General features: G+C 42.9%; 20 protein-coding genes and 1 pseudogene. 14 read left to right on the top strand and 7 right to left on the bottom strand.

Annotated elements, in window-relative coordinates:
• The first annotated feature begins 34 nt into the window (after positions 1-34).
• The 7 genes from AC1HDP_RS05125 (at position 35) to AC1HDP_RS05095 (ending at position 11,685) form a co-directional block, all read left to right on the top strand.
• On the top strand, positions 35-1,072 hold the full coding sequence (locus AC1HDP_RS05125) for a WD40/YVTN/BNR-like repeat-containing protein (protein WP_479637914.1): 1,038 nt from the start codon (positions 35-37) through the stop codon (positions 1,070-1,072).
• Between the two features lie 41 nt (positions 1,073-1,113).
• Positions 1,114-3,432, top strand: a complete 2,319-nt coding sequence (locus AC1HDP_RS05120; protein ID WP_479637913.1) for an efflux RND transporter permease subunit — start codon at positions 1,114-1,116, stop codon at positions 3,430-3,432.
• A gap of 259 nt (positions 3,433-3,691) precedes the next feature.
• On the top strand, positions 3,692-8,533 hold the full coding sequence (locus AC1HDP_RS05115) for an NAD-glutamate dehydrogenase (protein ID WP_479637912.1): 4,842 nt from the start codon (positions 3,692-3,694) through the stop codon (positions 8,531-8,533).
• Between the two features lie 64 nt (positions 8,534-8,597).
• A complete protein-coding gene (pyrD, locus tag AC1HDP_RS05110) occupies positions 8,598-9,620 on the top strand; it encodes a quinone-dependent dihydroorotate dehydrogenase (protein ID WP_479637911.1) in 1,023 nt (340 codons plus the stop codon).
• Positions 9,621-9,807: 187 nt separating this feature from the next.
• Entirely contained in the window at positions 9,808-10,353 is a 546-nt protein-coding gene (locus tag AC1HDP_RS05105) for a cell division protein ZapC domain-containing protein (protein ID WP_479637910.1), read from the top strand.
• Between the two features lie 124 nt (positions 10,354-10,477).
• Positions 10,478-10,927 carry a YaiI/YqxD family protein gene (locus tag AC1HDP_RS05100; RefSeq protein ID WP_479637909.1) on the top strand — a complete coding sequence of 150 codons (450 nt, stop codon included), beginning with the start codon at positions 10,478-10,480 and terminating at the stop codon, positions 10,925-10,927.
• A gap of 167 nt (positions 10,928-11,094) precedes the next feature.
• Positions 11,095-11,685 carry a HupE/UreJ family protein gene (locus tag AC1HDP_RS05095; RefSeq protein ID WP_479637908.1) on the top strand — a complete coding sequence of 197 codons (591 nt, stop codon included), beginning with the start codon at positions 11,095-11,097 and terminating at the stop codon, positions 11,683-11,685.
• 56 nt (positions 11,686-11,741) lie between these two features.
• Here AC1HDP_RS05095 and AC1HDP_RS05090 read toward each other — a convergent pair whose 3' ends face one another.
• From AC1HDP_RS05090 to AC1HDP_RS05065, 6 genes are all read right to left on the bottom strand, one after another.
• A complete protein-coding gene (locus AC1HDP_RS05090) occupies positions 11,742-12,737 on the bottom strand; it encodes a sensor histidine kinase (RefSeq protein ID WP_479637907.1) in 996 nt (331 codons plus the stop codon).
• Positions 12,738-12,976: 239 nt separating this feature from the next.
• On the bottom strand, positions 12,977-13,870 hold the full coding sequence (gene atcC, locus AC1HDP_RS05085) for a cold adaptation protein AtcC (RefSeq protein ID WP_479637906.1): 894 nt from the start codon (positions 13,868-13,870) through the stop codon (positions 12,977-12,979).
• An 8-nt stretch (positions 13,871-13,878) separates the two neighbouring features.
• On the bottom strand, positions 13,879-14,634 hold the full coding sequence (gene atcB / locus AC1HDP_RS05080) for a cold adaptation protein AtcB (protein WP_140932782.1): 756 nt from the start codon (positions 14,632-14,634) through the stop codon (positions 13,879-13,881).
• Positions 14,634-15,137 carry a cold adaptation protein AtcA gene (atcA, locus tag AC1HDP_RS05075; RefSeq protein ID WP_479637905.1) on the bottom strand — a complete coding sequence of 168 codons (504 nt, stop codon included), beginning with the start codon at positions 15,135-15,137 and terminating at the stop codon, positions 14,634-14,636. Before atcA ends, atcB begins: the two co-directional genes overlap by 1 nt.
• A 79-nt stretch (positions 15,138-15,216) precedes the next feature.
• The gene (gene atcJ / locus AC1HDP_RS05070; protein WP_140932780.1) at positions 15,217-15,498 is read right to left on the bottom strand and encodes a cold adaptation protein ActJcold adaptation protein ActJ; all 282 of its coding nucleotides are present in this window, start codon (positions 15,496-15,498) and stop codon (positions 15,217-15,219) included.
• A 571-nt stretch (positions 15,499-16,069) separates the two neighbouring features.
• A complete protein-coding gene (locus tag AC1HDP_RS05065; RefSeq protein ID WP_479637904.1) occupies positions 16,070-17,449 on the bottom strand; it encodes a lytic polysaccharide monooxygenase in 1,380 nt (459 codons plus the stop codon).
• A gap of 477 nt (positions 17,450-17,926) precedes the next feature.
• Between AC1HDP_RS05065 and AC1HDP_RS05060 the strand changes: the two genes are divergently transcribed.
• From AC1HDP_RS05060 to AC1HDP_RS05030, 7 genes and pseudogenes are all read left to right on the top strand, one after another.
• Positions 17,927-18,868, top strand: a complete 942-nt coding sequence (locus AC1HDP_RS05060) for an IS30 family transposase (RefSeq protein ID WP_479637903.1) — start codon at positions 17,927-17,929, stop codon at positions 18,866-18,868.
• A gap of 42 nt (positions 18,869-18,910) precedes the next feature.
• A complete protein-coding gene (locus AC1HDP_RS05055; protein WP_479637902.1) occupies positions 18,911-19,087 on the top strand; it encodes a hypothetical protein in 177 nt (58 codons plus the stop codon).
• A pseudogene (locus AC1HDP_RS05050) lies at positions 19,088-19,645 on the top strand (EAL domain-containing protein).
• A 59-nt stretch (positions 19,646-19,704) separates the two neighbouring features.
• Complete coding sequence (locus tag AC1HDP_RS05045) at positions 19,705-20,106, top strand: DUF4156 domain-containing protein (protein WP_479637901.1); 402 nt, start codon at positions 19,705-19,707, stop codon at positions 20,104-20,106.
• Positions 20,107-20,525: 419 nt separating this feature from the next.
• Positions 20,526-22,796 (top strand): acyl-CoA dehydrogenase, encoded by a 2,271-nt coding sequence (locus AC1HDP_RS05040; protein ID WP_479639827.1) that lies wholly within the window; start codon positions 20,526-20,528, stop codon positions 22,794-22,796.
• A gap of 39 nt (positions 22,797-22,835) precedes the next feature.
• Positions 22,836-23,693 (top strand): CLCA_X family protein, encoded by an 858-nt coding sequence (locus AC1HDP_RS05035; protein ID WP_479637900.1) that lies wholly within the window; start codon positions 22,836-22,838, stop codon positions 23,691-23,693.
• A gap of 160 nt (positions 23,694-23,853) precedes the next feature.
• On the top strand, positions 23,854-24,852 hold the full coding sequence (locus tag AC1HDP_RS05030) for a Tim44 domain-containing protein (protein ID WP_479637899.1): 999 nt from the start codon (positions 23,854-23,856) through the stop codon (positions 24,850-24,852).
• A gap of 124 nt (positions 24,853-24,976) precedes the next feature.
• Here AC1HDP_RS05030 and AC1HDP_RS05025 read toward each other — a convergent pair whose 3' ends face one another.
• On the bottom strand, positions 24,977-26,296 hold the full coding sequence (locus tag AC1HDP_RS05025) for a cation:proton antiporter (RefSeq protein WP_479637898.1): 1,320 nt from the start codon (positions 26,294-26,296) through the stop codon (positions 24,977-24,979).
• Positions 26,297-26,348 lie beyond the last annotated feature (52 nt).

Raw genomic sequence — 26,348 nt, 5'->3', positions numbered from 1 at the left:
GGGGCATTTGCCCCCATTTTCACAGGAAGTATGTATGTCGTATCACACGCTTCGCACGAGTCTCTCCCTCGGTAGTTTGTTTATCTGGTTATCCACTACAAGTTTGACCAGTGTTGCTCTTGAGAGTGAATTCGGCTCTACACTGCGATCTCAGCTTCAGCCCTTAGCACCCACATCCTTATTACTTGATATCGAAAAAGTTGGAAACTCACTGGTTGCCGTCGGTGAACGCGGCCATGTACTGGTATTTAATGACTCTTGGCAACAAGCCCCCACGCCAACCCAAAGCTTACTGACTAAAGTGTGTTTCATTTCTGACACCCATGGCTGGGCGGTTGGACATGATGCCACCATTATCCATACCCAAGATGGTGGCAAAACTTGGCAAGTCCAGCGCCAATCGCCAAAACAAGAAATACCGTTACTGGATGTGTTATTTTTTAATGAAACGCAAGGTGTTGCTATTGGCGCTTACGGACTGTTTTACCGCACAGAAGATGGGGGTAAAACTTGGGTGAATGAATTTCATCAAGAGTTATTGCTAGTAGAAGACAGAGACTATTTAGCTGAGTTAAAAGCGTCAGATGCTAATGCGTACGATCAAGAAATCATGTTTATGTTGCCTCATTTCAATCGCATTATTCAGTTATCTGATAATCGTTTGCTGCTTGTGGGAGAGCGAGGTTTAGTGGCAGTGAGTTCTGATTTAGGTAAAACCTTTACACCGCTGGAACTTGGCTATGAAGGTTCTATGTTTGCCGTGGTTGAGCATGGCAATCAAATATGGGTAGCCGGACTGCGCGGCAATATGTTCCGAGCAGATATGAGTTTAGCCAATTGGCAAACTGTTGAATTACCAATTACTTCTAGTATTAATGGTCTAATTAGTGATGATAAAGGCGGTTTATATATCATGGCTAATGCGGGTAATAGGGTGTATTTGGACGCAAATTTTAAGCCTCAGTTATTGACTGGTCGCCAAGGCGAAAGCTTAATTGATATGGCAAGTGATCGCCAAGGACAATGGTGGACTGTCGGTAGCGGTGGAGTGGTTAAGACTGCTGCTAATTAGTGTGCGCGCATGGATAAAATAATAATAATAGGGCCTTAACTATGTTAGATAAATTGGTCAATGGCATAGAGTCATTTGTGTTTAGAAATCGGACTGCTGTCATCTTGATGTTTGCTGTGATCACCCTATTTTTAGGCTATCAAGCGACACAACTCAAAATGGACGCGGCATTTGTCAAAAATATCCCGCTAAAACACCCTTATATGCAGACCTATTTGGAACACCAAAAGGATTTTGGTGGTGCCAATGGCATCATGGTCGCCGTGGCGGACCGTAAGGGATCAATCTTTAATCCAGTGTTTTTTGATACCTTAAAACAGGTACATGATCAGCTGTTATTTATACCCGGCGTTGACCGTGCGCAGGTGAAATCTCTATTTTCACCCTCTACACGTTTTACTGAAGTGGTGGAAGATGGGTTTGCTGGAGGGCCGGTTATTCCAGCAGACTATGTCAATGATACTCAAGGACTTGAGATAGTTCGTAACAATATTGAAAAGGCGGGCATTGTTGGTCGCATGATAGCCAAAGATTACAGTGCGGCCATGGTGACGGTGCAATTGATGGAGTTTGACCCTGATACAGGTAAACCCTTAGATACCTTAGCCTTTGCCGCTAAGCTCGAAACTGAGCTCCGAGCCAAGTTTGAAAACCAAGATATTAGTATTCATATCATAGGTTTTTCTAAGATGGCCGGGGATGTAGCCGATGGCGCAAAAGGGGTATTGTTGTTTTTCTTGATAGCCATTGCTATTACAGCCTTGATGGTATGGTTTTTTTGCCGCTCGATGACCTTAACTCTTCTGCCCTTGTTCTGTAGTTTAATTGCCGTGATTTGGCAGTTAGGTTTATTGACTGTGATTGGATTTGGGCTTGATCCCATGTCGATTCTGGTGCCTTTTTTAGTGTTTGCTATTGGCGTGAGTCACGGGGTGCAAATTATTAACGTGGTACGCAGCAAAGTTGATGAAGGCTTTAGTACTAAAATTGCTGCCACCTTAGCTTTTCGTACGTTATTAATCCCTGGCGGCGTGGCGTTGCTGTCTGATACCGTTGGCTTTGTAACCTTATTAGTCATAGATATCGGTATTATCCGTGAATTAGCGATTTCAGCATCTTTAGGTGTTGGCGTGATTATTTTCACTAACTTAATGTTATTGCCATTGCTGATATCCTTGTTTGATTTGTTACCATCGTCTGCCAGCCATAATATTGAAAAAACCGCCAGGTCCCAGGCTCTCTGGTATAAGATGTCAATTTTCGCCACTCCTAAAGTGGGTGTGGCGGTTGTGCTTGCCACCATTGCCTTATTCTGGTTTGGGCTCGATTACTCAAACCGCATGAAAATTGGTGATTTGCACGCTGGTGCGCCGGCGCTGCATCAAGATTCCCGTTATAACCTAGATACCTTGTTTATTACTGATCATTTTAGTGTGACGACTGATGTAATGACTGTGATAGTTGAAGCCTTTCCAGAGGCTTGTACTTACCATGAAGTATTAAATCAAATCGATGAATTTCAGTGGCTTGCTGCCAATACTCCTGGGGTTGATTCCACCGCCTCATTGGCAAGTGTTGCCAAACAAGTCAATGGTGGTTTCAACGAAGGCAATGCTAAATGGCAGGTATTACCGCGCACCACGGCAAGCTTAGTGCAGGCTGTCGGACAAATTCCATCAACCACAGGATTACTTAATAGTGATTGTTCAGTGATGCCTATCTATCTTTTTTTGGATGATCATAAAGCTGAAACTATTGAGGTAGTTGTCGCTAAAGTAAAAGCCCTTGCGGCGCAAATGAATAATGACAAATTGACATTTCGTTTAGCATCAGGCCCTGTGGGCGTGATGGCAGCGACTAACGAAGCCGTGTCTGAAGCGCAAATTCCTATGATGGTTTATGTGTATCTCGCCGTATTCATTTTATGTTTGCTGAGCTTTAAATCATTAAAGGCCACAATAGTGGTGATGTTACCGTTATTTGTCGTATCAACCTTAGCTCAGGCATTGATGACGTTATTAGATATTGGCTTAACGGTCAGTACCTTACCTGTTATTGCGCTAGGTGTTGGTATAGGTGTCGATTATGGCATTTATATTTTATCTACTATGGCATCTAAGTTAAGAGCCGGTATGCCTGTCAGACAAGCTTATTATGAAGCCTTATTAGAGCGGGGCAGTGCAGTCATTTTCACCGGTTTAACCTTAGCCATAGGCGTGAGTACTTGGGTATTTTCAGCGCTCAAGTTCCAGATGGATATGGGGATCATGTTGACCTTCATGTTCGTGTTTAACATGCTCGGTGCCATTATTGTGTTACCGGCGCTAGCCTCATTGTTCTGGCGAAAACAATCATCTTGATGTAAAAAAGGAGCTTCGGCTCCTTTTTTGTTGTTGAATAGTTATTTATTAAATGTGCTAACAATTGCATTCATACATTTTAACCAAGTCCTAAACTAGTAATTGACAGGATCTACCACTAAAATTTACCTCGAAATACAAAGGATTTAGTAATACACTCGAGCGCTGACTCCGGTCACATTTTTTCGTTGCCGGCGCCAAAAACGAAGCATCCATATAATGATAAAGCGCTGCCATAGACGCTTAAGGATTCAGCAACATGGCTCTGAAAGATGCAATGCCTTCAGTACTACTGGAAAATGTAGTCAGTCTTATCCACTCAAAAGTACCTCAAACTCAAGCCAAGCAAGTAGAACAACTGGCTATTTGCTTATATTCAAACATGTCAAAAGATGATTTGAATATGCGAAATGACAGTGACCTGTATGGTGCTGTGCTCAGTTTGTGGAATGCCCTTAATAAAACGACTCTAGGTCAAACACATATAAGAGTGTTTAACCCAAGCCAAGCTAAGCATGGTTGGCAATCAGCTCACTCGATCATTGAAGTGATTACTCCCGATATGCCTTTCTTAATCGATTCTGTGGGGATGATGCTCAATCGTTTAGGAATTACTGCTCATATTATGCTGCATACACCGCTGGCGATAGAACGCGCTAATGATGCGGTTTCTCATATTGGGTTTATCACTGAAAGCCGCCATGACGCAGAAAAAGTGGCAGTATTTACCATAGAAATTGATCGTCAAAATAATGGTAAAGAAATCAAAGCACTGGAACAAGAAATTCATTCAGTGCTTGCTGATGTCGCAGCTTCTGTCAATGATTGGCAAGCGATGTCAGACGTATTGGCTATTACCATCAAGGAATTGCCACAGTTACCTTTCCCTGGCCCACAGCAGGAACTCACTGAAGCAATTAACTTCCTTGAGTACCTCAAAAATCATCACTTCACTTTACTTGGCTATCGCCAATACACCTTAAAACGGGTCAAAGGTGATGTTGAATTAATACCGAATGTGGATACAGGTCTTGGCTTGATGAAAAAGCCTGGTAAAGATCAGCCTGAGCAAGGCTTATTATTATCTACTTTATCAGATACCGCCCGTCGTGAAGCGTTAGATAGCAGCTTACTGATTTTAACTAAGAGCAGCGCTAAGAGTCGAGTTCACCGCCCAGCCTACGTTGATTACGTAGGGGTTAAGCGTTTTGATAAGCAAGGCAATGTGATAGGTGAAGATAGATTCTTAGGTTTATACGCCTCGACCTTATATAACCGAAGCCCTAGGGAAATCCCTATGCTCGCGGATAAAGTGCTGCGAGTGATGAGTAAATCGGGCTTAGCACAACGGTCTCATGATTATAAAGCCTTGTTAAATATCTTAGAAAATTTACCGCGCGATGAGTTAATTCAAGCCAGTGTTGATGAATTATCGCACCTCGCACACGGCGTTCTGCAAATGCAGGACCGCGATAAGCTTAAATTATTTGTGCGTAAAGATGGCTTTGGTCGTTTCTTCTCGTGCATGGTGTATGTCTCGAAAGATAGATATAACACCAAGCTTAGAGAAGATACTCAGCGAATTTTAGCCAAACACTTTACAAGTTCTGACCCGGTAGAATTTACTACCTACTTTTCTGAGTCAACCTTAGCTAGAACGCACTATATCGTTAAAGTTGATAATAACAATGTGGATGTTGATGTGTCAGCGATTGAAAATAATCTCATAGAAGCCGCTAAATCGTGGGAAGATAAACTTTATATCGCGCTGAATACCGCCTTAGGTGATGATGCCGGTAATCGCCTTAATAAAAACTATTTAAATGCTTTTTCACGTTCTTATAAAGAAGATGTATTACCGAGTGCTGCTGTGGTCGATATGCAGCAACTTGAGTTATTAGATGATGGCCATAAACTCGGCATGTTATTTTATCAGCCGCAAGAGTCGGCATTAAATGATAATAAAGTTCGCTTAAAGTTATTCCATAAAGATGAGCCCATTCATTTATCTGACGTTCTACCAATGTTGGAAAACTTTGGCTTGAGAGTCATTAATGAACGCCCTTATGAAGTCAAAACTACTGATGGTCAAACCTTCTGGATTTTAGACTTCTTAATGACTATTCAAAGTGGTCGTACGGATAATTTGGTTGATAGTCAGGATAGATTCCAGCAAGCGTTAAGCTCTGTATGGAATAAAGGGCTTGAAGATGATGGCTTTAACCGTCTGCTATTAGCCTCTGGCTTATCTGGTCGCGAAGTTTCTGTGGTACGCGCCTATGCAAAGTATATGCGCCAAATCGATGCGACTTTCTCGCAGTCTTATATCGAATCAACTTTTAGCCGTTACCCAGATATTGCCGAATTACTGCTAAGCATGTTTGCTCGTAAATTTAATCCTAAACTTAAAACCCGCAGTTTAGACAAGCTATCTGAGCAGATCGAAAAACGTCTTGATGAAGTTTCTAGTCTGGATGATGACCGCATTATTCGTCGTTATTTAGATTTGATTCATGCCACGTTGCGTACCAACTTCTATCAAGTGAAGGACGGTGAGGTTAAGCCATATATTTCATTCAAATTTGCGCCTGAGCAAATTCCTGAAATGCCAAAACCACTGCCAAAATTTGAAATCTTCGTCTATTCACCACGATTTGAAGGGGTGCATTTACGCGGTGGTAAAGTTGCCCGTGGTGGTTTGCGTTGGTCTGATCGCCGTGAAGACTTTAGAACCGAAGTCTTAGGCTTAGTGAAAGCTCAGCAAGTTAAAAATACTGTGATTGTGCCTGTTGGCGCCAAAGGTGGCTTTGTATGTAAACAAATGCCGTTGGATGCTGATAGGGACGTTACGCTGGCTGAAGGTCAAGCCTGTTACCGATTATTTATCCGTGGTTTATTAGATATCACAGATAATATTTTAAACGGTGACATAGTGCCGCCAAAAGATGTGGTGCGTCATGATAGTGACGATGCTTATTTAGTTGTCGCAGCAGATAAAGGCACCGCGACCTTCTCTGATATCGCTAATGCTATTTCGCTGGAATATAACTTCTGGTTAGGCGATGCGTTTGCCTCCGGTGGCTCTAACGGTTATGACCATAAGAAAATGGGCATTACTGCTAAAGGTGGCTGGGAATCGGTTAAACGCCATTTCCGCGAAATTGGTATTGATTGTCAAACCACTGATTTTACCTGTATTGGTATCGGCGATATGGCTGGAGATGTGTTTGGTAACGGCATGCTGTTATCAGAGCATATCTGCCTAGTGGCCGCCTTCAATCATATGCACATCTTTATTGACCCTATGCCTAATACGGCAAAAAGCTTTAAAGAAAGAGAGCGTTTATTCAACTTACCGCGCTCAAGCTGGAGTGATTACAATAGCGAACTGATTTCTAAAGGTGGTGGGATTTTCTTACGAAGCGCCAAAGCGATTAGCTTAACGCCTGAAATTCAGCAGTTGCTGGCTACTCAAAAAACCACTATGACGCCGACTGAGTTAATCAAAGAACTGTTAACCTCTAAAGTTGATTTGATTTGGAATGGTGGTATTGGCACTTATATTAAATCATCGAGTGAAACCAATGCTGATGTTGGCGATCGTGCTAACGATACCTTGCGTATTAATGGTGCTCAGGTCAATGCCAAGATCATTGGTGAGGGTGGTAACTTAGGTTGTACGCAACTGGGCCGTATTGAATACGCGAGCAAGGGCGGACGCCTAAACACTGACTTCGTGGATAACGTGGGTGGTGTTGATTGCTCAGATAATGAAGTTAATATCAAGATCTTACTCAATGCCTTGGTCGCCGATGGTGAGTTAACTCTGAAGCAACGTAACCGCTTGCTTGAAGAGATGACTGAAGAAGTGGGTGAAATTGTATTAAACGATTGTCGCTCACAAACTCGCACTATTTCTGTGACGCAAGTGCATGGTGCTGATCAGCTTAAGGAGCAAATTCGATTCATTCAATATCTTGAGAAAGAAGGCAAGCTCGATAGAGCGTTGGAATTCTTACCGAGTGAAGATGAATTGGCCGAGCGTTTAGCTAAGAATTTGCCTTTGACTCGTCCTGAATTATCAGTGCTCGTAGCGTACGGCAAGATGGTTCTTAAGCAACAATTGGTGACGCCTGAAATTACTGATGACAGTTTCTTGAGTAAGTTATTAATTGCTTATTTCCCGAAAAAGCTGCAACAGACATACAGCGAACGTATGGCGCAGCACCCATTACGCGGGGAAATTATTGCCACAAGTCTTGCTAATGAATTAGTCAATGATATGGGCTTTAATTTTGTGCAACGTATGCAAGATGAGACAGGCGCCTCAGTTGCCGATGCCGCTATTTGTTACACTATTGCCCGTGAAGTCTTTGGTCTTGAAGAACTAACTCAAAACATCGCAGCACTAAATAGTGTCATTCCTGCGATTGTTAAAGGTGAGATGCTGTTCCAATTGCGTCGCAATATGCGCCGAGCGTGTCGTTGGTTCCTACGCCATCGTAACCGCTCTATGAGCATAGAGCAGAATATTGCCTTCTACCGTCCGGTATTTGTTGAGTTGACGAGCAATGTCAATAAATACATGGTGACTGCAGAAATTGAAGCCTTGGAACAAGAAAAGAATGCCTTATTGCGTGAGGGCGTCACTGAGCCAGTGGCAAACCTTATGGCTAAAATGAGTACATTATTTTCGTCACTAGACATTGCTCAAATTGCTCAAAATGAAAATAAGCCAGTGGCATTAGTCTCTGAAACTTACTTCAAACTGGGTGCACAGTTAGAACTGCATTGGTTCTTAGAACAAATCAGTGCTCAACCTGTGGCTAACCATTGGCAAGCATTGGCTAGGGCCTCTTTCCGTGAAGAACTTGATTGGCAGCAAAGATCGTTAGCTTCAGTAGTACTGGGAAGTTGTACTGATGTTTGCGAGGCTGATACGATTATTCGGCAGTGGATTGAACAAAATCAAGGTTTACTGGAGCGTTGGTTCCACATGCTTGCTGATTTTAAAACGACACGAACCCATGAATTCGCGAAGTTTTCAGTGGCATTAAGAGAACTGAACTTACTCATCCTTCATTGTGAAGGGCAAAAGTAAACTCATAATAATCAATCTAAAGCCCTGGCATCCGCCGGGGCTTTTTTTAGGTCTAGGAGAAGTCATGTTTTATAAATTAGCGCAAAAAATCATGTTCCAAATGGATCCGGAACGTGCTCATCATTTGGCGATGACGAGTTTGCGTACTACCGTTAACTCGCCACTCGATGCTTTGTACCGTCAGCACATTGCACCAGCGCCAGTTACCTGTATGGGTATTACTTTTAGCAATCCAGTAGGATTAGCGGCAGGTATGGACAAAGATGGTGAGGCCATCGATGCTTTTGCTGCAATGGGCTTTGGTCATATTGAAGTTGGCACTGTGACTCCACGACCGCAACCAGGTAATGATTTACCGCGATTGTTCCGCTTAAAGCCTGCTAAAGGCATTATTAACCGCATGGGATTTAATAATAAAGGGGTTGATCATCTAGTCGAAAACTTAAAAGCCAAGAAATCTAATATCGTCGTTGGGGTTAATATTGGTAAAAATAAAGATACTCCAGTCGAGCAGGGTAAGGATGATTATCTGATTTGTATGGAAAGAGTGTATCAATACTCTGACTATATTGCGGTCAATATTTCATCTCCTAATACTCCGGGGCTTCGCACTTTACAGTATGGTGAGTTATTAGATGAACTACTCTCAGCTTTAAAAGATAAACAAATAGAATTAAGCAAAAAATTTAATAAATATGTACCAATTGCTTTAAAGATCGCTCCCGATCTATCGGATGAAGAGATCGCGAAGATCGCTGAATCTTTGATCAAAAACAAATTTGATGGCGCGATTGCGACCAATACCACTTTAACTCGTGATGGTGTGAGTGGCTTACTTAATGCCGATGAAACCGGTGGTTTATCGGGCAAACCATTAACGGAATTAGCGACAAAAGTGATTGCCAAATTACATAACCATTTGAGTGGACATATGCCTATCATAGGCGTTGGTGGTATTAACTCAGGCAAAGATGGCATGGATAAAATTAATGCAGGTGCCAGTTTAGTACAAATTTACTCAGGCTTTATCTATCAAGGACCGCAGTTAATTAACGATATTACAGAACAGTATTTAAAGAATAAGTAATATAAGTCTAATTATTGCTCACAGTGATAATGATCCTAACCAGATCGTTGTTATTGCTTGATAAGCTAACAACGATCTTTTTATAAGGTTGATCATCAATAACAGTTTGACAATTTTATTTTGATATTGCTTAAAAAGCATACTATTATTTGTCGAAATATAAACAACATAAGATATAGGTTACGTTATGTTATTCTTGCCGCAACAGGATTGGCTTTGGGGATATAACGATCAATACCAAGTTCTAAGTGCTCATTTAGGTGCCGAAATGGAATTTTTGACACCTTACACTATCAAGCAATTGATCCCTGATGCTAAATACCTGCAGCCATTTACTATGGCGCAAGCCAGATATTACATTGAATTAATCGATAGCATGAAACGTCAGTTATCACTCACTGATGCACTTATTGTGCAAATTTGTTTGAATGGGACTGCCGCTAAATATCTGTTAACTCCGCAAATGCCTAAATCATGGTTTTTTAATGCAAGTCAGCAATGCGTATTTTCTGATGTTGGTAAAGTCGTTGAGTTAGTCACTACAACTAATATACGAGCTAAAGTATTAATCGTGGATACCAGTTTACAGGCCGCCTCTGTCATGCTGCTTGATGAATCTTGTGAATTATCTGAGCAGAAGGTGTTACACCGATTTGATGTTATTAAAGTGATGCATAATCGCCTTCATCCCATGATGGTTGAAATGCGTTATTGTGATATTTATGCCGCTTAAGTTGGCGTAATTATCAGCTTGCTAGTGGTGTTTATTTTGGTGCGTGAACTTAGCTGGTTATCAGGTTTACATAAGCGCATGTATCTTTAATAATAACGGCCTTAACTATGAAAAGGTGGTCGTTATGACAATTTGGGTTGATGCCGATGCTTGCCCGGTAGTGATTAAAGAGATGCTGTACCGCGCTGCTGAACGGTCGCAAATCAATACGTATTTTGTTGCCAACCAAATGCTAAAAATTCCTCCCAGTCGTTTCTTACATACTATCCGTGTCGCCAGTGGGTTTGATGTGGCGGATAATGAAATCGTTAAATTATGTGAACCTCAGGACTTGGTGATTACCAGTGATATCCCACTTGCCGCCGACGTTATTGCCAAACAAGCGCTTGCTTTAAGCCCGCGCGGTGAATTATTTACACCGGACAATATTGGTGAGCGCCTTAATCTGCGCGATTTCTTCGATACTCTGCGCGCTAGTGGCATTCAAAGCGGTGGACCCGATGCCATCAATCAAAAAGACAAGCAAGCTTTTGCCGGCCAGTTAGATAAATATCTTCATCAGCACGCAAATTAACCAGAATCTAATAGCAAGGTGTATTTATGGTTAATGCTGTTAATGCATTGATTTTATATGTGTGTGATTTGTAGAAAACCTTGATGGAGATCAACTTGTTTAAGAGTGAAGGGAGTATGGTGGAGGTATAAACTTTGTTCTTAAATAACAGTGATATGGGGTGAACTATGCTCATAACCTCGACCAAGAAAGTTCTTAGTACTTTATTATTATTGGCGCTGATCCCGCTCACTTATTTAACCGTAGTGACCGATGGTTGGCAATTTGTTGCTCATAGTACGTCCATATCCTCTACTGTTATTGCCACAATATTGATGATGCTAGCTGTGGGAATTTGGTCGGCGCAGCTTGGCGGGCGGGCGCTTTGGTTTGTACCTCTAACCTTTACTGGCCTTATGGTCATAGGCACCTTCCTCTCTTATACCCATTTATCACTGGCGATGGCCAATGCTGGGATCTTGTTATCAGTGGTGGTCATGGGCATTTTAATTTGCGATGGTACGAGGTTTTCTACCTTAGTGGCAGCCGGCATAGTAGGCTTCTTTGCATTGAGTCATGGTTATAGTTATGGCCGGGTCTTGGCTAATAGCGGTGAACTTGAGTTTTACCTTGCAGGCATAGTATTAACGGGTCTTATTCTTAATCTTAGCGGTGAACTATCTGCACAATTCTTTAAGCAAAAGTCGTCCAAGCATATTCGGGTGCGAGTCGGTGGCATTATTTTGCTTGCTGGCATCATCTTAATCATGAGTTATTAATTGAGAGGTTGCCTAGGTTATCACCATCCAAAACTTTGATAGCTTAGTCGGGTGATTTAAGACACTTGCTGTCTAACTAATGTAAAATCGCGCGCATGAGTTTCTAGGCTTGGAATTTTAATAATAAATTTCGAGCCTTGATACGGCTGACTTTCGCAGCGTATGGTGCAGTGAATCGACATGAGTGCACCATGAACTATGGCTAAGCCCAATCCAGACCCTCCTAAACCTTGTTTGGTGGTAAAGAAAGGGGTAAATATTTGCGATTTAATCTCATCTGTCATACCTAAGCCATTATCTTGGCAAATAATAGTTAACTGTTGTTCTTCATCGATACTAACGGCCAGCAAGATATTACCGAGCGTGCCATCATCAAACGCGTGTCTCGACGCATTAAGAAGTAAGTTATTGATGATGTTATACAATATCGTTGGGCTTAAGCTGAACCAAACTTGCTGATCACAATCGACATTAATGCTATGCATACCAATTTGTGGACGCATATCGCTGACAATTTGCTCAATATGACTGGCAATATGAATGCGTTCGGCATGCAGAGTGTCATGATTATGACTGACAGTATGAAAGTTCTTTATCAAATCATTTAACCGCAACAAATTGTTATGCATTAAGGCCAAAGATTGTTTATTTTCACTTATGTAGTCAGTAATTTCATTGAGGTTGTGTTCATTAGTTGTGATGATTTTTTCTAAATGTTCAAGAGCGTCTTGGCAATGAGTCACAGTAATTAGACTTGTCCCTAAAGGAGTATTAATTTCATGTACTGCTTTATCTATGATGCTGATTAATGATGGTTGAGGCAAAGGTGGTTGCTGTATAGGCAATGAATGACTCTTATCCGGCATCAACTGATTAATGTTAGCTGCCTCTTTTTTAGTCGAGCTGCGCATGCATAAGTACTGAATGCTCACAAGTAACAATAAAATAACGACTAAACCGTCTATAGGCCATGCTAACCCAATCCATAACAAGGCTGCAGATATCTCGATGATGAGCAGTAGCGCAAGGCGGTAGAATAAACGGTTAGGCATGCAGACTAATCCTTAGTGTTAATATACACATCCATGAAGTTTGAAATCTTGTTTTATGCTAGGCGAGCAAATACCTATTAAGTTTAGACTAAGGTGATGGTTTAGATGAACAATCCGGCGATTTAGTTGTGGTTGACGGTTTCACCGTAAATAACTGACGCGGGTGAATGCAAAACAGAAAGATAAATGATTAGTGTCTAGAAGCATCAGCCTAGTGCTAACTAGGCTGATGATAAGCGTTAGAATTGCAAATAGACCGGCCAACCTAACAGCCCATGCAATCCTTCTTTATACTCAAACCGCTCGAGTTTTTCTGGACTAGCATCCGCTAATAATAGCGTTCGATAATGCTGTGCAAATTGCAGGGTGCGCAAAATTCCGGCATTGAAATGCTTACCTAAATCAGCCTTGATAATGGCAACCGATTCAGCAGGTAACAAGGCTAAGGCTTTGTCGGTAGCCACTTGAATATAATCTTCAGCAAACCATGCTGGATTAAGTTCAATTTGGCCAATTTTGCGTTTAAGGTCTTCTCTGACTTTGATATCACCAAAGCAAATACGGTATAACACAGCTTCTGCTAATACGCCTTCAAGATTTAAACACTCTAACGGGTCATAGCTGCCAATATGGTAAAAATGCTGACGTAAAACCGCAATGGCTTGCTGCCTTTGATGATCGCTCAGCGCATCTTGATAACTTTGCCAACCTTGCCATTCGTCACTATCGGGTGGGCAAGAAACTTGTTCCATCAGATTTTTGTCGACGTCGCCATAGATGGATTTACTATTTTGTTTAAACTGGCTTACAACCGTTAGCATGCTCCAACCTTTCTGGAAGGATTTCACCACGCCATCATTTTGTTGCAGCAAGTTCAAAGCTCGAGACTCATTGCGCTCGGTCAGCGCTATTAGGCCAAGGCTCACGACGCCAATTACGTCAAATGCTGCTTGTTCTAACAAATGCATTTTGTATTTGTTATAGAACTTGTCGGCCAATTTTAGGCTCATCAACATAGCCTTGGCTTTGATTTTCGCTAACTCTTCATCTGACAGTAATTGTGCGTCTCGGCCGTAGGCGATAACTTTAGATAAAAATGGCCCTTGATTAGGATCGCGTAATACCAGTTGCATACTAATCCTTAATCTAAAAAGCTGAACATATCGTCAACTTCAGCGAATTCGTCGGTCACCTGGTTTTTCTCTTTCGCTTGTAAAACCAATTCACTGACAAATTTGTTGATGATATTTTGCCAGCTAGAACTTTCATTGCGCAGTAAGTTCTTAATGGCTTTTTCAACATCTGGCGCAAGCTCGCGGATAAGTGCGAGTAAGCTGCGCGGATCATCGATGCTTAGGCTAAAAGCTTCTTCGGATTCCGAACGGTCTGAGTAACCTACGGTTTCACCATCATCTTCATCATCAAATACATCAATAATTGGTGCGTCATCATCACTGCTTGGCGCTAAAACCAGCTCAATGAACGGAATCGATAGATAGAATAGCCCCGCAGGATCTTCAGCGATGCACTCTAAAATAGCTGTTTGTTTTTCTTCACTTTCTTGAATGCGGATCAAGTATGTTAAAAAATCAAACGTATGTTGGATCAGTTCTTCAGCATTGGACTTAATTTGCTCTTCCCAATACAAAGGTTGCTGACACACTATGTCACGAATCTGTTCTGGGCTCATCAATTCCGACATGATAGATGGGCATGAAATATCATGATGACTATTGATTTGCGTCAGTGTAACAATATCCATATTTTCAATGACTTCGACTAATTGCTCGTCATTCATGGTATTGGCAATAATCTCAAATCGCTTGCTAGCTTGTCTTGGCTCGACATCAGCAAGTTCTTTGATCTCGGCGACGGTAATTGCAATCAGACTATTCATTAACGCTCCTCATCATCATAGAAATCGTAATAACCTTCTTCATCACGCTCGTTGTAATCGTCATCATCATCATCGTCATGATCATCAGCGACAGGCGCAGGTGCTGCTACTTTTGGTTCATGAGCCAATAAATACAGCACAGCGCAGCTTTCAACTAATAAACTGACGCTATAGTCTTTAACCGCTAACACTAAAGGTAAGTCAACGTTATTAAAGGCAATACTGGTTTTAAACTCATCCCAAGTCGGCAAAATGCTGTGTTCAATCCAGTAAGCCCATTGCAATTTAGCTTCGGCTGGAAATTTCACTTGATTGAACAAGGCGACCGGTAAATATTCTGGTACAGAATCTAACATAGCTGGATCAGCTAATAATATCTGCTTAATTTGCTTCGAAAATTGAGCCAGTGCTTCAGGGGTTTCTGGATCGCTATACGATTCAATGTTGTCGTATGCGTTATCTTTAAGCTCGTTAACACGAGCCATATTTAATGTAGTTGCCATAACAAACTCAGGTGAAGTTATCTAAATGCAAGATGACTTAAATAAGCCAACTTGTGTTAAGCCAAGTGGTCAATCAAGGTTAATAAAAACCGTCCCAGATCTCACGCATGGCCGCGCTTGGGTCAGTGACAATGACGTTATTGAAATCGCGAATAAAGGCGCTGCGTTGCTTAGGATCTGACAGCACATCATAGGCTTTCTGTACGCGGTGCAAAGCCGCTACTGCCAGTTGCTTTTCATCTTCACTGGCACTGATGAGTTTATCTGGATGGTATTTATTGGAGAGCCGTTTATAGGCTTTTTTAATGTCATCGTCTTTGGCAGAGGGTTTGATCCCCAATACGCTAAAGTGGTTGATCATAGTGATACCTGTAGGCAAGTAGTAAAAGTTGCGTTGCTCGTAGTTAGAACGACGGGGTTAACACTTAGATCGGCGATGATTAATCATGCCGATCACTCAAGGTGCTATTGAACGTCATGCTATTGCGAGTATTGGCGTTGCTGCCTGATTGTCTAATCGAGAGTTAACACTCTTATGTGCGACTAGTGTTCAGCGCAGTAAGCAAGGCCACTAGCATGTAACGCAACCGAGTGATAATACCAGATAAGCGCTGATTGCCGCAAACTTAAGCCGGATATGTTTGGCACTAATCCTTGGTGTTAACAACCTATAGATTAAAACGGAACACTTAAAAATGCTGATGTAAAAGAGCCATTTGATGTTGGCGATTATGCGCTTGGTGCGTATGACATGGTGGGTAAAGCTCAGTGATGAATCTGTAGGTGTTCTCATTCGAACTGTGTTGCTAGGCGAGGGGGAATGGGGAGTAAAACGAGTTGCTTGATATAGAACTCGCTGGTTTTGAATAAACTTAGCAGAATACAAGTTAACGCCTGTATTCCTGCTAAGTGCGAGTTAAGTGAGTGGGGGGTTATTTAACCGCGCGCCACACCCCCCATTCGCCGGTAGTGCCAGGCTCTTCGCCTTTAGTCCACCAATGGGCTTGCCACAGTACTTGATTGTGGATCACTTGTTGGCCTTCAGAGTAAGTCGCTTCCACATTCCACTCGTCACTTGTGACTGGAGGAAGTGGTGGCAAAGGCGGAGTAGTTCCGTTGATTTCACGCCATACACCCCATTCACCGGTAGTGCCTGGTTCATCGCCTTTAGTCCACCAATGGGCTTGCCAATGTTTACCTAAATGAATGGCAGTATCACCATCGTTATAGGTGGTATCTTTATTCCAGTTATCACCTGGTTGTGGCGGCGTTGGTGGATCAATTGGCGGCTCAGCATGGACGATACTTAAGGCATAACTTGCTTTGCTGTCGTTATTCCATACCTTGTTAGCATAAGGCTGCTGGCGGTCGTACATATAGTGCTGCATTTCTGCATGCCAAATGCCGATAAACCACTTGTTTTTGTGCTTATCGTTGACTTGTAGGGCTAATAATTCCGGCCAGTTATCTTGATTGTTGGCAGTAATTAATAAGCGCTCTTCTAGTTGCTCTTGGCCATTATTATTAAAGCCACGGAAACTCACATAATCATCAACATTTGGCGTTGGGAAACCTTGTGGCAAGTAATAACCTAGCTCATTGAATGTTGGATCTTCTGGGTCGACAATATCGCCACCGTTACCATCAGTACCATTGGCACTAAAGTTAATATCACTACAATTATAGAAGCCTTCTCCGGCTGGGTCATCACGCTGCCAACGAGTGTATAAAATAGCGTCGCCTTTACGATCTGCAGGTAAAGTCACCTTGATGCGATATTTACGATCATCGCTAACCGCCACATTGCCTTCGGTGTCGACCAGTTCTAAATCATCCCACGTCAATGCTTGGCTTGGGTCGTAATCAGGTTTAGTTAAATAAAATTCCCAAAATGACGGGTTGTGGGGCGCAGAAGCATGGAAGGTCAATAAAATTTGATTATTGCTATCAAGCTTAATCTTAGTTTTTTGCCATTCGCTTGAAGGATTGCTCATACCCAATTTAGCGCTAGCACCAGCAGAGCACAGCTCGCCATTAGGTACTTGACGTTTAACCGCTTCAATATCACGATAATCTTTGGTTAACGCAGCAAATTCATTGATTTGCACAAAAGGGTACGTTCCTGAGATGTCATAAGCCGCTTTACAGGCTTGGTTAGGAATGTCTTGGCCATTATTTGACCAGTGGCCGCCGTTTTCCGAACATATGACTTGGCGCGCCGCAGGAAACTCAACCCAGCCATGGGCTGACACTTGCGAATGAAAAGACGCACTCAGCATTGTTATGCTTGAGATTAATAATAGTTTTTTCAAGAATTTACCTTTAAATATCTTAAATCAAAATTTGAGACTACTAATATAATATTTCATTTTGATGTCATGCAAATTTATTGATTTAAATCAATAAATGATGTTTTTTACTTTGGTATCAGCGTGTTACGCGATTGGCGGTGAATTGCTGATACAAGTTGTCACAGTTTTCGGTGATGCAAGCCGATGCGCTTGTATTTTAACTGGTAACTTGCTAAAAAATAGTGGTTTAAATGCTGAGCAATTGGTTCTAAGGTGTGGTGCGATCCGGGTGGTTTAGCAACTTAATAACTTGAGCGGCATCCCGTTAATTGATGGCATCGCAGTTAAAGGATTGCAGCGATTAGATGAGTCTATCAGTGATAACTCAGAGGTTACTCCAGAATTCAGATAATAACTGCGACACTCTAATTGAGGTGTAGAAGAAGCCAATTGCTGAAAGTGGTACGCTTTATCTCGCCAAAGTAAAAGAGTATCACTATGAATTATCAACAGTTGACTGAAGCAAGACGATACCAGATTTCCGTGCTTTTAGAACAGGGCTTTTCGATAGCACATATAGCTAAATGCATTCATTGCCATCGCTCTAGTGTTTATCGGGAAGTGAAACGATGCCAAGGGCAATCACGCTATCAGCCTGATATTGCACACGAGCAGGCTGTCACAATAAGGCGTCAGTCGAGTAAATATGCGATACCCTCGCAGCGAATAGAGAGCATCATCCTTTTGCTGGAATTGGATTGGAGCCCTGAGCAAATCTCGCAGGTGTTGCGCCTAGTGAAGGAACCCGTCAGTCACGAGTGGATTTATCGCTATATTGCACGCGACAAACGCCGGGGTGGTAAACTTTATCGTCATTTACGCCAAGGACATAAGCGTTATCGGCGCGGTAAAGTAGAGCAAGCTCCTACCATAAAAAACGCCGTATCCATTGACGACAGACCTGCGATTGTCGATAGCCGAGAACGATTCGGAGACTGGGAAATCGATACTGTATTGGGTCTACATGGTACGGGAGCAATTGTGACCCTATTAGAGCGTAAGACTCGGTTTTATTTGATAAAGAAAGTCAATTCGAAGTCAGCGGCAGATGTAACGAAAGCGACGATTGAGTTGCTGATGCCCTATAAGGCGCATGTGCTAACGATAACGGCAGATAATGGACGCGAATTTGCTAACCACCAAGAGATAGCAGAGGCGCTAGATACCCAAGTGTATTTTGCGCACCCTTATCGTTCGTGTGAACGTGGTGCGAATGAAAACGCCAATGGATTACTCCGGCAGTATGTCAAAAAAGGCGTTGATTTGAGGCTAGTGAGTGATGAATTGATCGAATTTGCTCAGAATAGAATTAACTATCGACCCAAAAAGTGTTTGAAGTTTAAGCAGCCTGCGCTGGTGTTTCACCAATTAGCTGCTTAATTGTTGAGTGTCGCACTTCGGAGTTGAATTCGGGCCTTTGCTTTGTTTGATTTTATTAAGTGTCAACAGCAGTGGACACAGCACTTATATCTTGTTTTTCAGCAGCAATGGGATGTGAATTCCGAAGCTATTTGTGTTGAATCGTTACTGCGCTTAGACGGCTTACCGTTTGATCATGTGGCCTTATTAACTGAAATGGAAAATCGAGCTCAAGCTTAATTGCTTGATATCTGGGTACTTGAGCAAGTATTAGAGCAACATAAACTTAGACCTGACATAGAATTTTCGGTTAACGCTTTTCCCTCATCTTTTTGCCAAGTAGAGTATTTACAACGCTTGAGTCAGCTCTCGCCAAGTCAGCGCCGCGGCTTGTTATTTGAAATTACCGAGCAACAAGCTAATTGTTTTACCGCGCAGCAATGCCAAGCGATTTTAGCCACTGGCGTACGTTTATCGATTGATGATTTTGGGGTTGGCTTTACCAATTTAGATTTTATTTTGCGATTGCATCCTGAAGAAGTGAAATAAGATGCAAGTTTTATGAGGAAGCATTATCAGCAGGATGCCTTGATTGGTCTCATCAATGCTTTATTAACCTTGGGGACGAGCTTAGACTTTACCCTCACCGTTGAGGGAATAGAAACCCGTGAAAATTATCAGTGGTTGAAATACATGGGAGTCAGTAAGTTTCAAGGCTATTTGTTCTCTAAACCTAATTGTAATTTAGCTGCAAGCGCCATGGCGTTTGATGATCTTGATCGCTGTTTGAAAGTGTGAGGCTTGGAGTGCTAGGTTTTTTGTTCTACGATGCGCTGGTTTTTTAATCTGAGGCATCTATGAAATATCTAATTGTTGCACTATTGCCGTTAATGCTAACGGGCTGCATAACTTTTCCAACTGAAAACTCTAATAATGTCAAAGTGATATGGGATAATCCCTATGGTATTGCTGAATGTCAGTATCTTGATACTGTGCTTGGCAGTGAAGGTCACTTTTATGACTTCTGGTTACATAGCGATCAAACCATGGTGTGGGGAACACTTAACCAAATGCGCATTAAAACAGCAGCATTAGGTGGCGATACCTTATATCTTTACCAACCGTTAGGTTTCTTAGGGTCAGTGACCATGATGGCTAATGCCTATGACTGTAGTGGCCAAATGGTGCTGATGGAGCAAGAGTCCACTGACGCAGACGTTACCACTCTTGATGAAGAGAAGGTTGCAGACGTTGATTAAATACGTGCAAGCTGCAGCGAACATTTAAGTTTTTGTTACTATGACTTGGCAATATGTCAAGTCAGCCTTTCCCCTTGGTATTCTACAAAGTGATCCATCTGGTGCTAATTCAAGCACAATCCTTAAATCTCAAATAATCATTATCATGTAAATTCATGCCGCAGCCACACCTAAATCTAGCCATACGATATTACCGATTCCACGTGCTTAATCTAAACCAGTATTACTCTGCCCTGTGTTACACCTTGCATTAGGAATGCCTTAATTTTATGTAAATAGTCTTTATATCAATGCATTAGCTTTATTTGATGGCGGTCTTGGTACGCATAGCGCTGCGGGTGAACTTGTAAAGTAAAAAATAAATCAAACGTTTGTTTAAATTTGTTGATCATAATCAGTACTTGTGACGTAATATGAGGATGTGTTCCCTGGTCAGACGAGTAATGGATATGAGTTTACGCACCCAATTAAGGAAAATTTTACCCAGCATTTCTATCACAGAGCAGGAAGCGCTAGATGCTGGTGATGTCTGGCTTGAAGGTTCTATTTATCAAGGTAAACCTGATTTTTCAGCCCTGCGCGCAATTCCTGATGCCAAGTTAAGCATGGCAGAGCAAGCCTTCCTCGATGGCCCTGTGATGGACCTGCTGGCATTAGTGGATGACTTTGCGATTCAAAGTGGTGAACATTTACCTGAGAATGTACTTAATTTTCTCAAAGTTAATAAGTTCTTCTCATTAATCATTCCTAAGCAATATGGCGGTTTAGCATTTAGTCCATATGCTAACTCCACCATAGTGGCAACTATTGCCGCTAAAAGTTCAGCAGTGGCAGTAACCGTTATGGTGCCTAACTCCTTAGGCCCTGGTGAGTTATTAATGCACTACGGCACAGAGGCGCAGCGTAACTACTGGTTACCTAAGCTTGTCATTGGTGATGATATCCCATGTTTTGCGTTAACTAGCCCAGAAGCTGGCTCTGATGCTGGTGGTATCCCTGATATCGGCATAGTGACTTATGGTGAATATAACGGCGAGAAAACCTTAGGCTTATCGGTAACTTGGGATAAGCGCTATATCACTTTAGCCCCGATTGCGACGGTACTGGGGTTAGCTTTTAAGGTACAAGACCCAAGCGGTTTACTAGGCAGTAGTCATGATTTAGGCATTACTTGCGCGCTTATTCCTAAAAGTCATCCAGGCGTGCAATTAGGTAATCGCCATGACCCTATGGGAATACGTTTTTACAACGGTACTACTCGTGGTGATAACGTCTTTATTCCAATGGACTTTATTATTGGTGGCCAGCAGAACATTGGTCGTGGCTGGCAAATGTTAGTGAGTTGCTTAGGGGCTGGTCGCGGAATTTCGTTACCTGCGCTTGGGGTCAGTGTAGCGCAGGCGTCATTTAAGTCCTCCGCTGAATATGCTGCTGTGCGTGAACAATTTGGCTTATCCATTGGTAAGTTTGAAGGTATTCAGCAAAAGTTGGCCGATATTGCCGGTAAAACCTATCTGCAAGAATCTATGCGCGTGCTTACCACGGAAGGCTTGGGTTTAGGGCTGAAGCCTTCAGTCGTTACGGCTATTGCTAAATATCACATGACAGAAATTGGACGTGATGTGCTTAATTCCGCCATGGATATCCAAGCGGGTAAAGCCATACAATGCGGGCCACAAAACACTTTGGCTTCAGGCTATGTAGCGCAGCCCATTGCCATTACCGTGGAAGGCGCCAATATTCTGACCCGTAACTTGATGATTTTTGGTCAAGGCGTGATGCGCTGTCATCCATATCTGCAAAGTATGGTAGAAGCTATTCACAGTGAGGCGTCAGATGCCGACAGCACCTTTAATGGCATATTAACTAAGACTGTCAGTTATAGTGTTCGTAATAGTTTACGCGCCTTTAAACTCGGTTTATTGCCTTTCTTGGCTAAGCAAGATAGCCGCTTAGCTGAAGTGGTTCCTTATGAAAAAGCCGTTAATCAGTTAGCCGCAAAGCTTGCTGTGTATGCCGATTTCTCTTTGCTGGTATTAGGCGGCAAGTTGAAACAAGCTGAAATGCTGTCAGCGCGTCTTGGCGACGTCATGAGCTACTTGTATGCAGCGATGGCCTCCATTCGCTATTACGAAACCAAAGTGCTGGATACTAATCGCACCGAAGCCGCGCCGTATTTTCATTATGCGACGCGTTGGTCTTTAGCGCAGGCAGAAAAGGCCATGTTAGATTTCTTAGATAACTTCCCATCGGCGCCAACCCGCCAATTGATGAAATTTATCACCTTAACTTACTCAGCTAAGATGCCTAAGATTTCTGATGATTTAGTGCGTGAGTTAGCTGAAGCCGCGCAAATGAATACCAAAATTAAAGCGCAGCTTACCGAGCTCATTCGCCCTGTTGCAGGGGATGGTAATGACATCAATGAGCAAGCTTATCTGGCGAAGATGGAATGCTTGGATTTACTGGCGCGGGTTAAGATTGCGCTGCGTAAAAAGACGTTCAGAGCTGGGGTGAGATTCTCTGAAACCTTAGATGCCGCATTAGCTTCTGGGGTGATTAATGCCGCCGAGCATCAACAGCTCATCAGTTATAATCACAAACGTGAACTTGCAATTCGCGTTGATGAATTTGATTTTGATTTAAATTTATTAAGCCCGCATGAGCATAAAGCCTCTGCAGCAGCCTAAATAGCGGCATGGCTTGTGTAGCGTGATATGATGAATATAATGAGCCAACTTTTGTTGGCTCATTTTTTTATGTCTCCTAAAACGCCTCAAGCATTCAGTACCCAAACCTTTTTTAGCCGCTTAGCTTGCAGGCGGCGTGGTCCTGATTTTCGTCAAGGGGAGATAGTCGGGTTTGCCGATATTCAGCAGACGTTTGGTTTCGATAGGCTAAAGCTTGGGCGCTGGGTGACGAAAGATGAGGCTGCGCTAGCCGCGCCAATCATATTTGATGCCTTTGCTGATCTTGCCTACTTACTTAATTTACCGCCCAAGGCCATAGGGCTGCGCCAAAGTTTAAGTTTGGCCTTTGGCAGTGGCGGCCGCCAAGGCGTACAAGCGCATTATAATAGTTTAAGCCGAGAGTTAGCCTTGGCAAAACACGCAGGCGCCGGAGCCTTAGCCCATGAATTTTGGCATGGTTTTGATCATTATATTGCCCCAAAATCCTATGATTTACCGCTGCGTAATCAAGCCGTTCAGCCATTTGCCAGTGATTGCTGGCAGCAAGATTTACTAAGTCTTGAGCATCCGCTGAACGACAGGCTATTAGCCTTATTTGCCATCGTCATGCAAGAGGGCGCAGAGCCATCATGCTTGGTGCTGCGCTCCAAACAATTAGATAAGTGTTTAGGACGCTATTATTTTTCGCAGCCAACGGAATTGATGGCGCGCGCCTTTGAAGCGGCACTCGAGTTTGATAACCGGATCGCCAATCCTTATTTAGTGAACGGTACGCGCAAGGGACAGTTTGTTGATGCCGGGGTTTATCCGGATGATGAGCATTTAGTGGCAATTACTCGCGCACTCCTTGCCTATTTTGAGCCGCTAGGTCGCGCCTTATCTAAACAAGGTATTTAATCATAAGCGTAAACTTAATCACTTAAACCCTGAAAACTCAGGTTAATTTAAGCCTGATTGCGCACACTCATTAATAGTGATCATTGACTTGATCACGCTTAGGCCAATAGTATGCTGGCTTGACTTGCGCAAAGTTATCATTCTGATTTATAGGATAAACATGAAAAAACTTTTAGCCCTAATCCCCTTGATGCTCGCCGTAGTGCTGGTGTCTCCTTATGCCGACGCCAAAAAATTTGGTGGTGGTAAGAAATTTGGTAGCAGTTATAAAACTGCGCCTGCCAAACAGCAACCGCAAAAAACCGATACTGTTAGCCCACAACCAGGCCAAGCGACTCCCGCTGGCCAGCCTGCTGCCGCTAAGCAAAATGCTGCGCAAACTGCAGGTTCTTCTAAGAAGGGCATGTTAGGCGGGTTAATGGGTGGCCTATTAGCCGGTGGTTTATTAGCCGCCTTATTTGCTGGTGGTGCATTTGAAGGCTTACAAATGATGGACATGGCCATCATTGCCTTATTGATCTTTGGCGCCGTGATGTTGTTTAAGATGCTGCGCAAAAGTAAAGCCGCGCCAAGCCAAGGCAGTTATCAGCGTGAAGCTTATGCGGCGTCAACGCCAAATTCAGCGCCAGCGCAAAACAATGCTTATCAACAGCCACAACAGCCACAACAGCCACAACCTCAGCAGCACGCTTACAGCGCGCCTGAAGCTGCGCCTATTCACGGGGCAACTGATGCGCCGCGTCCATGGTTCCGCGCTGAAGTTGATGCTAATGCTGCCGATGTGCCTATGAATCTGCCAGCAGGTTTTGACAGTACCGCTTTCGTTAAAGGCGCTATCAGTCACTATGAAACCTTGCAGCAGGCATGGAATAGCAATGATCTGACTAAAATTGAAGAGTATGTCGCAGCTGACATTTTCTCTGAATTAGTGACAGCTCGAGCGGATGAGCCAACTGAACTTTACACGCAAGTGTTGTCAGTAAATGCTGAGATTGTTCGTGCCGATTATAACAATGAACACGCGCAAATTAGCTTGTATTTCTACGGTCAGTTTAAAGAGTCACCACAAGGTGTAACTCAAGATATCAAGGATATCTGGCACTTACAGCGTGACTTAACTCAAGACGGTCAGCCATGGTTGATTGTGGGTATTGAGTAAACATTCGTAGTGAATCACTCACTTGCAATAAAAAACGCAGCCTAGGCTGCGTTTTTTATTGAGAAAATCATGATTTAAGTAAAGCAGCTACCTAATCTCTTAATGACGAGTCTGGTTTTACTCCTCATTTAACATGCCCACCCGCGTTATCACTTGATGTTGCTTGGTGACTTTCGGCGTCTAAGCGCTTAGCCTTAGTGATCATCGGCGTGATGGTCGAGCCCTGCACTAAGATAGAAAACACCACGACCGCGTAAGTCATCACCAGCATGATCTCACGAACATCAATATTCTTTTCAGGTAACACCATAATGCCAGCAGGCACTGACATAGCCATAGCTATGGCTAAACCGCCGCGTAAACCGCCCCAAGTTAAAATTGAGACCGCCATAGGGTTGTAGCGGCGAAAGCGATTAAAACCTAGGTAAGAAAGACGAACGCTAAGATAGCGCCCAACTAATACTAACGGGATAGCAAAAGCCATTAACAACCAGTCTTCGCGGTGAAACGCAAAGGTCAGCATTAATAACCCTATCAACAGGAATAACAGGCAATTTAAGAATTCTTCTATCAATTCCCAAAAGTGATTTAAGCTATCACTGGTCTTAGGGCTAAAGCCTTGGCTGCGAGTCCAATTACCGATAATGATGCCAGTGACTACCATGGCCAGTGGGCCTGAGACACCCAGCGAGGAGGCGAGGGCATAACCTGCGGAGGGAATGAGTAAGGTTAATAGCTGCTCTAGTGAAGGATCATCATTATGACAAATGAGTTTATGCACTAAAGTGCCTAACACTAGGCCATAAAGAATTCCGCCAAGCGCTTCTTGCAGGAATAACAAGCTGACGCTGCTTACTGTTGGCGTGCTATCACCAAAGGCAATAGTAAATAGGGTCACAAATATGACTAAGCCAAAGCCATCATTGAATAGCGATTCGCCTTCAATTTGGGTTGAGATACGCTCGGGCGCTTGTAACTTTTTGACTATGGCAAGCACAGCGATAGGGTCGGTAGGGCTTATCAGAGCGCCAAACAACAAACAATAGACGAGCGCCAGCGGCAAGCTAATTAACTGACAAAAACCATAGAACACAAAACCAATAACAAAAGTAGAGACTAAGGTGGCGAACAACGCCAGCACAGTAATTTCCCACTTTTGGTCTTTAAGGTTGGTAAGCTTAATGTTAATAGCACCGGCAAATAACAAAAAGCCAAGAATACCTTCGAGTAACAAGTGCTGAAAATCTAGTTCATGAATGACATGGGCGGCGACGGCTTTGAATTCAAAGATATGGAATCGACCAGTGAACACCAACAGTAATGACAACATAATAGCGCCAGTTGTGATGGCGATTGTCGGTTGGAATTTTCCTAATTTACTATTGAGATAAGCCATCAGCACTGCAGCAGCGCCCAAGTAGCACAAAATATGATAGACAGACATGCCGTATCCTTAAGGGTAAGAGTCACGGGCGTAAACAGTGTTACATCTTAAT

The organism is Shewanella sp. ISS20, assembly GCF_056522965.1.
This window is presented reverse-complemented; position numbering and strand designations above follow the sequence as displayed.